Source organism: Parafrankia colletiae, from assembly GCF_001854655.1.
Taxonomy (GTDB): domain Bacteria; phylum Actinomycetota; class Actinomycetes; order Frankiales; family Frankiaceae; genus Parafrankia; species Parafrankia colletiae.
Genome location: NZ_MBLM01000158.1, coordinates 36,637 through 48,843, shown reverse-complemented (window position 1 = coordinate 48,843; position 12,207 = coordinate 36,637). Strand labels below are relative to the sequence as shown.

The 12,207-nt window shown below is 70.1% G+C and carries 11 protein-coding genes; 2 read left to right on the top strand and 9 right to left on the bottom strand.

Features of this window, described 5'->3' with window-relative positions:
* Positions 1-714: thiolase family protein (locus CC117_RS29240; protein WP_131803154.1), on the top strand; the 714-nt coding region annotated here is incomplete at its 5' end.
* A 63-nt stretch (positions 715-777) separates the two neighbouring features.
* On the opposite strand, the gene CC117_RS29235 is transcribed toward CC117_RS29240, so the two are convergent.
* Positions 778-1,656: a helix-turn-helix transcriptional regulator gene (locus tag CC117_RS29235; RefSeq protein ID WP_071090116.1), complete on the bottom strand. Its 879-nt coding sequence runs from the start codon at positions 1,654-1,656 to the stop codon at positions 778-780.
* A gap of 86 nt (positions 1,657-1,742) precedes the next feature.
* Between CC117_RS29235 and CC117_RS29230 the strand changes: the two genes are divergently transcribed.
* On the top strand, positions 1,743-2,438 hold the full coding sequence (locus CC117_RS29230) for an SDR family NAD(P)-dependent oxidoreductase (RefSeq protein WP_071090113.1): 696 nt from the start codon (positions 1,743-1,745) through the stop codon (positions 2,436-2,438).
* A gap of 87 nt (positions 2,439-2,525) precedes the next feature.
* On the opposite strand, the gene CC117_RS29225 is transcribed toward CC117_RS29230, so the two are convergent.
* From CC117_RS29225 to CC117_RS29190, 8 genes are all read right to left on the bottom strand, one after another.
* Positions 2,526-3,614, bottom strand: coding sequence for an alcohol dehydrogenase catalytic domain-containing protein (locus CC117_RS29225; protein ID WP_071090109.1), 1,089 nt, complete (start codon positions 3,612-3,614; stop codon positions 2,526-2,528).
* Positions 3,615-3,676: 62 nt separating this feature from the next.
* Positions 3,677-4,156: a DUF4334 domain-containing protein gene (locus CC117_RS29220; protein ID WP_241830530.1), complete on the bottom strand. Its 480-nt coding sequence runs from the start codon at positions 4,154-4,156 to the stop codon at positions 3,677-3,679.
* Positions 4,157-4,371: 215 nt separating this feature from the next.
* Positions 4,372-5,595, bottom strand: a complete 1,224-nt coding sequence (locus CC117_RS29215; RefSeq protein WP_071090103.1) for an oxygenase MpaB family protein — start codon at positions 5,593-5,595, stop codon at positions 4,372-4,374.
* Positions 5,596-5,803: 208 nt separating this feature from the next.
* Complete coding sequence (locus tag CC117_RS29210) at positions 5,804-7,294, bottom strand: aldehyde dehydrogenase family protein (RefSeq protein ID WP_071090100.1); 1,491 nt, start codon at positions 7,292-7,294, stop codon at positions 5,804-5,806.
* A gap of 46 nt (positions 7,295-7,340) precedes the next feature.
* Positions 7,341-7,751 (bottom strand): Sec-independent protein translocase subunit TatA, encoded by a 411-nt coding sequence (gene tatA / locus CC117_RS29205; protein ID WP_071090097.1) that lies wholly within the window; start codon positions 7,749-7,751, stop codon positions 7,341-7,343.
* Between the two features lie 67 nt (positions 7,752-7,818).
* Positions 7,819-8,805, bottom strand: a complete 987-nt coding sequence (locus CC117_RS29200; RefSeq protein WP_198542026.1) for an NAD(P)H-dependent flavin oxidoreductase — start codon at positions 8,803-8,805, stop codon at positions 7,819-7,821.
* On the bottom strand, positions 8,802-10,964 hold the full coding sequence (locus tag CC117_RS29195) for a 3-hydroxyacyl-CoA dehydrogenase NAD-binding domain-containing protein (RefSeq protein WP_071090094.1): 2,163 nt from the start codon (positions 10,962-10,964) through the stop codon (positions 8,802-8,804). Before CC117_RS29195 ends, CC117_RS29200 begins: the two co-directional genes overlap by 4 nt.
* 29 nt (positions 10,965-10,993) lie before the next feature.
* The gene (locus tag CC117_RS29190) at positions 10,994-12,202 is read right to left on the bottom strand and encodes an acetyl-CoA C-acetyltransferase (protein ID WP_071090091.1); all 1,209 of its coding nucleotides are present in this window, start codon (positions 12,200-12,202) and stop codon (positions 10,994-10,996) included.
* Positions 12,203-12,207: the final 5 nt, after the last annotated feature.

The window sequence follows — 12,207 nt, the reverse complement described above, 5'->3', positions numbered from 1 at the left end:
TATATGTACGACCACGGGATCTCGCACCGCACCCTGGCCCGGGTGGCCGCGAAGAACTACCGCAACGGTGTCCTGAACCCGAACGCGTTCCGCCGCAAGGCCATCACGGAGGACGAGATCCTGTCCTCGGCGATGCTGAACCACCCGCTGACGAAGTACATGTTCTGCAGCCCGGACGAGGGTGCGGCCGCGGTGATTCTGTGCCGGGCCGACATCGCGCGCCGTTTCACCTCCACGCCYCTTTACCTGCGCGCGAGCGTCCTGCGTACCCGCAGCTACGGTGCACACGAGGTACACAGCTCCTGGGCTGCGGTGGAACCCGCCGASGCCCCCACGGTGTACGCCTCCCGGGCCGCGTACGAGACCGCGGGGATCGGCCCCGGYGACGTSGAYGTCATCCAGRTCCAGGACACCGACTCCGGGGCCGAGATCATGCACATGGCGGAGAACGGTTTCTGCGCGGACGGCGACCAGGAGAAACTCCTCGCCGAAGGCGCGACCGAGATCGGTGGGCGGCTGCCCGTCAACACCGACGGCGGGCTCATCGCCAACGGTGAACCGGTCGGCGCCTCCGGCCTGCGCCAGATCCACGAACTCGTCCTGCAGCTRCGCGGRCAGGCCGGSGACCGGCAGGTCCCCGGCACCCCCCGYGTGGGCTACGCCCAGCTCTACGGCGCACCAGGCACCGCMGGCGTCTCCATCATCACCACCTGACGRCARCRCGCTGYCTTCYGTGCACTGATCACCGGCACGGGGCCGCCGTGTGGACCTACGTCGCTACGAGGAACTCGGCTGCAGATCGCCCGCCGATGACGTCGGGTCCGGGGAGGCGAGGTCCTGGAGGCCGATCGTCTGAACGAGGCGGAGGGCCTCCGCSGCGGCSGAGTCGGGACCTGCCGAGAGGACCATGATSCGCACGTCGCTGCCRCGGACGGCAAGCACGTCGCAGTCGAGGGTGATCGGCCCGACCTGCGGGTGCACGACGGTCCTGCTCCCCGCGGTGCACGGCCGCGGGGGCTGTGACGCCCACAGCGCGCCGAACTCGGCGCTCAGACCGTGCAGGTCGTCGATGAGACGCCGCAGCGCAGCGTCGTGCGGATGCCTGCCGAAGGCYTCGCGCAGCTCGGCGGCGATCTCCTCGTGCTCACGCGCCCGTGCCGCCGCGTCCTGGTCGACGCGCGACTCCAGACCGGCGAACGCCCGCCAGGCGAGATTGCGCTCGCGATGGGGCAGACCGCGCAGGTCGCCCAGCAGCGCGACCGCCAGSTCGTTGGAGTCGATCAACTGCCAGGCCGCGTCGGTCACGAGGACCGCGGCGTCCGGCATGCGGTCGAGGACCCGCCGCACCCCGGGCGTGAGGTGGCGCTCGATCTGCCCGGGCGTCGGCGGCGCCTGGTCGGCGAGTCGAAACAGGTAGTCGCGTTCGGATTCGGTCAGCCGCAGCGTGCGGGCGAGCGCGGCCAGCACCGACGGCGACGGCGTGGTCGCCCGTCCCTGCTCGAGCCGGGCCAGGTAGTCGACCGACACTCCGGCCAGGCGCGCGACCTCCTCGCGGCGCAGGCCCGGCGCCCGGCGATGGCCGCCCGCGGGCAGGCCGGCCGCTGCGGGCTCCAGYCGGTCCCGCCAGGCGCGCAGGCAGCTTCCGAGTTCGTCCATCCCCTCAGTSTGCGCGCAGCCGACGCGACGATCGTCGCCCTGAGAGTCCTCTCCTCATCCGGCGGCCRAYGGGCCACGATCGCGGTATGACCACGATGCTGATCACCGGAGCCAACAAGGGACTGGGCCGCGAGGCCGCGCGACGCCTCATCGCCGAGGGCCACGACGTCTGGATGGCTGCCCGCCACCCCGAGCTCGGCCGTGTCGCCGCAGACGAGATCGGGGGCCGTTTCGTGCAGCTCGACGTGACCGACGATGCCAGCGTCRCCGCCGCCGTACGAACCGTCCACGACGCGGGCACCGGCCTCGAYGTCCTCATCAACAACGCCGGCATCGCGGGCGCCACCRSAAGCGTGCCCGARACRTCGGCCGACGACCTCGCCGAGGTCTATGAGACCAATGTGTTCGGCCTCGTGCGCGTCACGCAGGCCTTCCTGCCGTTGTTGGAGAAGTCGGAGAACCCCGTCATCGTCAACGTCTCRAGCGGGCTGGGCTCSCTGGCGGTGACCAACAACCCCGATCGGGTCGAGGGCTCGTTCACCGCCCTGGCCTATCCGTCGTCGAAGGCCGCGGTGACGATGCTGACCAGCCAGTACGCGCGGACGCTGCCCGGCTTCCGCATCAACGCCGTCGACCCCGGCTACACCGCCACCGACCTGAACGGCCACAGCGGCCCGCAGACGGTCACCGAGGGAACCGACGCGATCGTCGCCCTGGCCCAGGTCGGCCCCGACGGCCCGACCAACACCTTCGCCGACCGCCACGGCGATGTGCCGTGGTRACGAGGATCGTCGCAGCGGCTTCAGATATTGAGGACTGACCAGCGCAACGTGGCCCACCGGAAGBGGAACCACAGCGGCGGGCCGTTCTCAGAACGTGATCACCGCCCGCCCGGGCTGCACGCCGAGTTCGGCCATCGCCCGCCCGATGTGCTCCAGCGGGTAGCGCCGGGTGACGAGCCGGTCGAGGGGGAGGCGGCCAGCTCGGTAGAGATCGAGGATCCTCGGGATGTCGATGTGCGGGCGGATGCTGCCGTTCGTGCTGCCGGTGAGCACCCGCTGGTCGATCAGGTGGTACAGCGGGATCGAGATCTTCGCCCGGGGGTCGGCGACACCGATGACCACCGYCCGCCCGCCTCTGCGCAGCGCACTGAACGCCCCCGCGGCAGTGCCCGCCGTGCCGACTGCGTCGATCGCGACATCCACGCCGCCGCCCGTCACCGCACGGACCCGTGCGGCCAGGTCGGTGTCCTCGTCCATCACGATGATGTCCGTAGCGCCGAGATCCGCGGCGAGCTGGCAGGCCACAGTGCTGCGATCGGCAACGACCACCCTGCCCGCGCCGACCGTCAGCGCACCGAGCACGGCCGCCAGGCCCACGCCGCCGGCACCGATCACCAGGACCTTCTCGCCGACCCCGACGTCACCCCGGATGACCGCTGCCCCGAAGCCGGTGGAGACGCCGCACGCGGTAAGGCAGGCGACGTCCAGCGGCACGTCGTCGGGCACCTTCACCGCGGCCCGGCGCTCGACGACCGCGTACTCCGCGAACGACGACTGCATGGCGAAGTGGTTGATCCGCTCGGCGCCCCTGGTGAGCCGCCGCTCACCGTTCGACAGCCGGCCGTCGAGCATGTGGGGCGCGGCGACCTCGCACAGTACGAACGCTCCGAGCTGGCACTGCTGGCACACTCCGCAGCCCGGTGTGATCGTCAGGACGACATGGTCGCCGACAGCGAGGTCGGAGACTCCCCCACCGACGGCGTCGACGACCCCGGCGCCCTCATGACCGAGCACCATCGGCAGCGGGACGGGCACCTTGCCCTCGACGATGGTGCGGTCCGTGTAACAGACACCGGTGGCCCGTACCCGGACGCGAACCTCGCCGGGTCCGGGGACGGGTACGTCGATCTYCTCCACCCTGAGGTGGCCGGCCTCCCGAAGCACCGCGGCGCGCATCTGCGGAATCCCTTCTGTGATGGTCGGGTACGCGGCTCACAGGCCCGGGCGGGCAGCACGCCTCACACGCGCTCCAGCCCGAAGTAGAAGTTCTTCCCGCCGTCCAGGACCAGCCCGGGCTTGCCGTTCATGATTCCCATCAGAGTGCGGTCGTCCACGCTTTTGAAGTGGTCGAGAACCGCCATTCCGTCATAGACCATCGTCGCGGTGACCTCCCCGCGGAACTCGACGTTCCACAGGCTCGCCTCGCCCCGGCCGGCCTCCACGTCGGAGATCAGCTCACCGTTCTCGCCGACGCACAGCAGCGGCTGTACGTCGTCGAGCGCCACGAACCGCTTGCCGTACCAGCGGCTGCGCGCCAGCACCTTTTCGAGGCGATGCCCGGTGGGGAAGGCGAAGCCACGCCACTGGCCAAGGATGTCGCGCGCGTCGACCGGCGCGAGCTGCGCCCACAGAGCGTCCAGCTCCGCGGTCCGCAGTGGCCCGCCGGCCGCCCGCAGCGCCGTCCAGCACGCGGCGATGGACGACTGTTTCCCTGACAACCGCAAGGGTTCCCCGCCTCTCCGGTAACGGGCTTCTGGCCTGGCCGCGGCACGTCCCCTGGTCGCGGGTGCGCGGCCTCGCCACTGGCGAGGAAGTTAGCGATAATTGAGGATGACGTCAATCTCTTTTTCTCGCCCGGCCAGGTCAGGCTGCCGCTCAGATGCCCCGCAGGTCAGCCGCTGCAGGGCATCTGACGTGCACCGGGCGAAGAGGGTCAGCCTGCGGGACGGTTGATGTCGGGGATCTCGATGGGAGTGGTCTGGGTCGAGGTGCCCCCGTTGAGGAATGCCATGGCCACCGCTCGCAGGAACTGGTCGAAGAGATAGAAGTTCACCGGAATGATCGGGAGCAGTCCCTCGCGGAACAGGATGTACGAGGGCCAGCCGACCCTGATGATGCCGGCCGCGATCAGGTCACGCGGCAGCCCGAGCCAGTCGGCGATCGTGTCGCCGAGCACGTAGCGGGTGAACTCGTTGAGGAAGCCGCGCGTCACRCCGAGGTCGACCTGCGAGAGGAGCCCGAGCAGGACCTCGGCGAGTTCCCTGCCCTCGGTGGTGGGCATGAGGATCGGCGAGAGAACCTGGGCCGACTGGGCGTGCGCGTCGGCCCACGTCCGGGGAATGTACTCGTCGCGCACGCCGAGCAGCGAGATCGCAACCTGCCACGAGTGAAGGAAGGCCTCCTCGTCGGCGGCCGACATCGGGATCTTCCACTCCTTCAGCTTGGAGTGGACGAACGTCCCCAGGCTGTGGAAGGTGACGAGAATGTCGCCGTTGCTGATCGGGATCGTCTCCGTGGCACCGTTCTTCCACTGCGGCAGCTGCGGCAGCAGGTGCCGGACAGCGGCATGCACCATGCGCGTCTTGTTCGCGGTGACGATGAACTGCCCATTCGGCTCGTAGGCGCTCAGCTGGCTCAGGTCGTACCCGAAGGTGAAGGTCTTCGCCGCACGGTCCTTCATGTCGGCGCCGCCCTTCGACCAGTACACCGACCTGGCCTCGCGCGGGATGACCGTGCTCATGATGCCGCTGCCGACGCCGTACAGCATGAACAGATAGGTGTCCTTGCGCCGGTTGAAGTCGGCGGCGCGACGCAGCTTGGCGCGGTCGGCCCAGGACGGCAGCTGGTTCGCCTGCTGCAGGAAGGCGGTGATATCCGCCGGCAGTCCGGAGGGCAGGGGGTGGTTGTTGTTCACCCAGGGACGGATGGCGGCGTTGACCGCGGGCACCTGGCCGTTCTCCAGGACGGGCACCATCGCCCGGTCGATGGTGTCGTCCCAGACCCACTGGGGATCGACCCCCGTACCGGCCCCGGCGACGGACCCCGACGGAGACCAGCTCCAGCCCGGAGCACTCCAGGCCGGGGCCACCTCCGTGACACCGACCAGCCCAAGTACGGCGCCTAAGGAAATGAGACCTCGCCGACTGAGATCGCTCATTTTCGTACCTTCTTCCCGAGAGGAACGGCATCGCCGACGTCCTGCTTCAGGGCATGACGCAGTACGCCGACAGAAGAGGGGAGGGAATCGCTCGACGAGCGGAGAACTATGACGGTACCGATTCTTCCAGACTTGCACAAGCCTTATGTTCCGGGCCGATTTCGTCCAGGTTCGTGGTTCACGGAAAGAMCCGACGACATTTCAGCGTTCATCGGTGACCGTGCCGTAACCGGAACAGGAACAGCGCGTTCGGCACGGCCTTCGGTGAACGTTCCAACGTCATCAGGTCCACCGGGCTCGCGAAGCGGGTACTCGTGATCGCCTTCGGTCTGCTGAACTCCCGCAGGCCGTCGGCACCGTGGATACGACCGAAACCGGAATCGCCGACGCCGCCGAAGGGAAGGGCCGGAATCGAGGCGAACCCGAGCACACTGTTCACGGACACGGCGCCGGTGTGCAGCCGGCGGGCCGCGTCGATCCCGTGCTTCCGGTTTCGGGTGAACACCGAGGCGGCGAGGCCGAACCGGGAGTCGTTCGCCCGGCGGACCGCTTCGTCGAGGTCCGCGACCCGGTCGACGACCAGGGTCGGCCCGAAGGTCTCCTCCCGCGCGGCGAGGCTGTCCGACGGCACGTCGACGAGCACCACCGGGGCGACGAAGGGCGGGCGCACCGAGTCCGCCCCGCCGACCACGGCCCGTGCCCCGCGCCCCAGCGCGTCCTCGATGTGTGCACGGATCACCTCGACCTGGCCCGGCATCGTGATCGGCCCGTAGTGGGTTCCCTCGTCCTCGCCGGTCCGCAGGCAGGTGGCGAGGGTGGTGACCCGGGCGAGGAAGTCGTCGAACACGGAGTCGACGACGAAGATCCGTTCCACTCCGGCGCAGGTCTGGCCCGCGTTGCCCATCCCCCCGAACACGGCCGCGGTCGCCGCCGCGTCGAGGTCGGCGTCCGCGGCGACGATCAGTGCGTCCTTCCCGCCCGCCTCGATCACGACCGGGGTCAGCGTGCTGGCGCAGGCGGCCATGACACGCCTGCCGGTGGCCGTCGAGCCGGTGAAGGCGATCTTGTCAACGCCCGACTCGCACAACGCGGCGCCGGTCGCCCCGAAACCCGTGACGACCTGCAGCACCGGATGGTCGGGCACCACCCTGGCCCAGGTGTCGGCAAGCCAGCGCCCGACGCCCGGTGCGTACTCGCTGGGCTTGAAGACCACTGCGTTGCCCGCAGCCAGCGCGTAGGAGATCGAGCCCATCGGCGTGTAAAGAGGGTAGTTCCAGGGGCCGATCACCCCGACCACACCGAGCGGGACGTATTCGAGAACAGCCTTCTGGTTGACGGCGAGCAGGCCCGGGCGGACCCGGCGCGGGCGCAGGACGCGCCGGGCGTTGCGGGCGGCCCAGTCGAGATGCTCGGCGGCGAGCATGACCTCGAGGACGGCGTCGTCCAGGGGCTTTCCCGTCTCGGCCCGGATCATCGCGGCCACGTCGTCGATCTCGCGGGCGAGGGCCAGCCGCAGCGCCGACAGATGCCGGCGGCGCTGCTTCCAGCCGAGGGAACGCCACCATTCCCCGGCGACACGGGCGGCGTCGACCGCCGCGCGAAGGACAGCGGAGTCCGCGACCGGGTAGGAGGCGGTTGTCAGGCCGGTTGCCGGGTTGCGGGTCACCAGCACTGCTGACGCATCGATCGCGGTGGTCACCGCACCTCCCTGAGGAGACGAAACAGAATGTCGTTGCTTTCCGGCATCAGGCGCTGTTGACGGCGGGCGACGTGCTGGCCGTGCCGGCCGTGTCGGCAGGGACGGCAGGGACGGCAGGGACGGTGCCGTTGACCGATGTGGCCGGCACGGCCCGGTTCTCGATCGGAAGCGGCACGGCAGGAACGGGGCGCGCGACCGGAGCAGGGTTCACGACAGGGACGGGGCGCGCGGCCGGAGCAGGATTCACGACAGGGGCTGGGAGCGTGGCGGGGGCGGACGAAGCGGCGTCGGAGGAGGGGAAAGAGGAGTCGTCCTCACGCAGGCCCTTCGTCTCCGCCTTGAAGATGCGCAGCGAGCGGCCGAACGAACGAGCCGCGTCCGGCAGCTTCCTGGATCCGAAGAGCACCAGGACTACCAGCGCGATAATGATGATCTCGGTCGTGCCCAGGTTCGGCATGGCGGGAGTCCTCCAGTCGCCGGCGCGGTCGCCAGGACCGTGCGGCTCGTCGCGACGTCGTGGGTGATCATGGGGTGAACTTCGTCTGTGTCGCGTCGAGCACCGCGCGGGCCTCGCGGACGATTCGGGTGACGATCTCCCCGGCCGGCGGCACGTCGTGGATGAGGCCCTGGACGAGCCCGGCGGTCCAGATGCCCGCGTCCAGGTCTCCGTCCTCGAACACCCGGCGGCCACGCGAACCGGCGACGAGCTCCTGGACGTCGACGAACGTCCCCCCGTCGGCGAGGATCCGCGTGACCTGCTCGCTCACCGAGTTGCGGGCGACGCGCGCGGTGTTGCGCAGGGACCGGAAGATCAGGGTGGTGTCGAGCTCGGTCGCCTCGACGATGCGGCGCTTGACCGCCGCCGCGATGGGCGACTCCTCGCTGCACATGAACCTGGTGCCCATGTTGATCCCGTCCGCGCCGAGCACGAGCGCGGCGGCCAGGCCCCGCCCGTCGGCGAAGCCGCCCGAGGCGATGAACGGGATGCTCAGCGCGTCGGCGGCGGCGGGCACCAGCACCAGGCCGGGGATGTCGTCCTCGCCGGGATGGCCGGCGCATTCGAAGCCGTCGATCGACACCGCGGCGACGCCGGCCCGCTCGGCCTTCACCGCGTGCCGCACACTGGTGCACTTGTGGATCACCTGGACGCCGTGCTCGCGGAAGAAGCCCATGTGCGGCTCCGGGCTGGAGCCCGCCGTCTCGACGATCGTGACCCCGGAGTCGACGATCGCCCGCCGGTACTCGTCGTAGGGCGGCGGGTTGATCGACGGGAGAATCGTCAGGTTGACGCCGAACGGTTTGTCGGTGAGTTTGCGGGTCCGGGCGATCTCGGTGGCGAGGTCGTGCGGCGTCGGCTGGGTGAGGGCGGTGACGATGCCCAGGCCGCCTGCTTCGGAGACCGCCGCGGCAAGCTCCGCCCGGCCGACCCACATCATCCCGCCCTGCACGACGGGGTGTTCGATGCCGAGCAGCTCGGTGAAGCGGGTGCGCAGCCCGGTCGCGAGGGTCACCGGTACTCGTCCCCTCGTTCGGCGCGCTCGACCAGCGACGCCGGCGGGGTGAAGCGGTCGCCGTAGGCCGCGGCGAGCTCCCGGGCGCGGGCGACGAACCCCGGCAGGCCACCGTCGTACTGGTTGATGTACTGCAGGACACCGCCGGTCCAGGCCGGGAACCCGATGCCGTAGAGGGAGCCGATGTTGGCGTCGGGGACGCTGGTGAGCACTCCCGCCTCGAGGCAGTCGACCGTGTCGAGCGCCTCGGCGAACAGCATGCGTTCCTGCAGGTCCTTCAGCGGTAGCACCGTCCGACCCGACCCGTACTGCCGGCGGACGCCGGGCCAGATGCCGAGGCGTCCGCCGTTGTCGTCGTAGTCGTACCAGCCGCCGCCCGCGCGCCGCCCGGCCCGCCCGTTCTCGATCATCCAGTCGACGACTGGTTCGGACGGATGCGCGATCCAGGCGCGGCCGGCGATCTCCTCCGCCTCCTGGGTCTCGATGCGGATCTTCTGCGTGAGGGTGAGGGTCAACTCGTCGAGCAGCTGGAGGGCGCCGACCGGGTAGCCGGCCTGCGTCGCTGCCTGCTCGACGCTCGCCGGCTCGACACCCTCACCGACGGCGGCGACCGCCTCGGCGATGAACCTGCTGATCACCCGCGAGGTGAAGAAGCCCCGCGAGTCGTTGACGACGATGGGGGTCTTGCGGATCTGCCGCACGTAGTCGAAGACCCGGGCGAGCGTCTCGTCACTGGTCTTCTCACCACGGACGATCTCGACCAGCGGCATCTTGTCCACCGGGCTGAAGAAGTGGATCCCGATGAACGCGCTTTCGCGTTCCACACCTCCGGCCATGATGGAGATCGGCAGTGTGGAGGTGTTCGACCCGAGCACCGCGTCGGGTTCCACGATGTCCTGGATCTCGCGGAACACGTCCTGCTTGAGCGACATCGACTCGAAGACGGCCTCGATGACGAGGTCGACGCCCGCGAAGTCGGCGGGGCTGTCGGTGACCGTGATCCGGCCCAGGAGCGCGTCGGACTTCTCCTGGCTGGTCCGTCCGCGGGCGACCGCCTTCGCCTCCAACGCGCGCGCGTAGTCCCGGCCCTTCTCCGCCGCTTCCAGGGAGACGTCCTTGAGCACGACCTCTATGCCGGCCTTCGCGCTGATGTAGGCGATGCCGGCGCCCATCATGCCGGCACCGACGACGCCGACCTTCTTCGTGGTGTGGATCGGGTAGCCCTCGGGGCGGCTGCCGCCGGAGTTGATGTGCTGCAGATCGAAGAAGAAGGCTTTGATCATGTTCTTGGCGATCTGCCCGGTGGTGAGGCTGACCAGGTAGCGCGTCTCGATGAGCGAGGCGGTGTCGAAGTCGACGTAGGCGCCCTCGACCGCCGCTGCGAGCGCCGCCCGCTGCGCGGGCACCGGCGCGCCTCTCGACTGCTTGCGCAGCAGGGGGGCCAGCAGCTGCAGCGTCGCCGCGACCTGCGGGCTGCGGGCGTCCCCGCCGGGAATCTGGAAGCCCTTGCGGTCCCACGGCTTCTCCGGCGCCAGGTTCGCGGCGATCCAGACGCGGGCGCGTCGCTCCAGCTGGGCCGGGTCCGCGACGATCTCGTCGACCAGGCCGAGCGACCGGGCCCGGCGCGGGCTGAACTTCGTGGCGGGCAGGATCACCTCCTGCAGTGCCTTCTGCAGGCCGAGCATCCGCACCGTCCGCGAGATGCCGCCGCCACCGGGGAGCAGGCCGAGCGAGACCTCGGGCAGACCGATCTGGCTGCCGGGGACGTCCGCGGCGATCCGGTGGTGGGCGCAGAGCGCGACTTCCAGCCCGCCCCCGAGCGCGCTGCCGCCGATGAGCGCGACGACCGGGCGGCCCAGCTTCTCCAGCCGACGCAGGTCGGCCTTCATGGTGTTGATGTAGTCGGTCTCCTCGGCGGCACGCGCCGGGTCACTCGCCCGCAGCCGGTTGAGGTCGCCGCCCGCGAAGAAGCTCTTCTTCGCCGAGGTGAGCAGGACGCCGACGACCTCCTTCCGAGCGGATTCGAGGCGGTCGACCGCCTCGCGCAGCCCGAGCATGAAACTGTCGTTCATGGTGTTCACCGGCGCGTCGGGATCGTCCATCGTCAGGGTCACGATGCCGTCCGCGCCGTGGCTGTACCTGATGCCTGAGCTGCTCATCTGTGTCTCCTAGACGCGCTTCGACGCGCTCAGACGCGCTCGATGACGGTGGCGATGCCCATGCCGGCCCCGACGCACAGCGTCGCCAGGCCGCGGCGGCCGCCGGTCCGTTCGAGCTCGTCGAGCAACGTGCCGAGGATCATGGCGCCGGTGGCGCCGAGGGGATGCCCGAGGGCGATCGCCCCGCCGTTGACGTTGACCACGTCGGCGGGAATCCTGAGGTCGCGCTGCCACTTCAGCACGACGGCGGCGAAGGCCTCGTTGAGCTCGAACAGGTCGATCTCGTCGAGGGTGAGGCCGGCCTTCGCGAGCGCCTTCTCGGTCGCCGGGGTGGGGCCGGTCAGCATGATCGTCGGGTCCGATCCGGTGACGGCCGTCGCGACGACGCGGGCCCGCGGGGTGAGCCCCAGCCGCTCGCCCACCGCGGCGTCGCCGATGATCACGAGTGCCGCGCCGTCCACGATGCCGGAGCTGTTGCCCGCGTGATGCACGTGCTCGATCCGTTCGAGCTGGTGGTACTTCTGCAGGGCGACGGCATCGAAGCCGGCGTGTTCGCCGATGCCGGCGAAGGACGCCCGCAGCTCGCCGAGGCTGTCGACCGTCGTGCCGGGCCGGCGGTGCTCGTCGTTGTCGAGGACGACCACCCCGTTGAGGTCGGTGACGGGAACGATCGACCGGGCGAACCGTCCTTCGCGCCAGGCCGTCTCGGCGCGTTCCTGGGAACGGACGGCGAAGGCGTCGACGTCCTCGCGGGTGAACCCCTCCAGGGAGGCGATGAGGTCGGCGCCGATCCCCTGCGGGACGAAGTACGCGTCGTACGCGGTGGTGGGATCCTGCACGTAGGCCCCACCGTCCGAGCCGAGGGACACCCGCGACATCGACTCGACCCCGCCGGCCAGCACCAGGCTCTCGAAGCCCGAGCCGACCTTCTGGGCCGCCAGGTTGACCGCCTCCAGCCCGGAGGCGCAGAAACGGTTGATCTGGACGCCGGCGACGGCGTCGGGGAGCCCGGCGACGAGCGCAGCCGTCCGGGCGATGTCGCCGCCCTGCTCGCCGACCGGGGAGACGACACCGAGGACGATGTCGTCGATCCGGCCGGGATCCAGACCGGGGTTGCGTTCGGTGAGCGCGTGGATCAGGCCCACCACGAGGTCGACCGGCTTGGTGCCGTGCAGCGCCCCGCCCCGGTTCTTTCCACGTGGGGTGCGAACGGCATCGTAGATGAACGCCTCGGACACGAGGA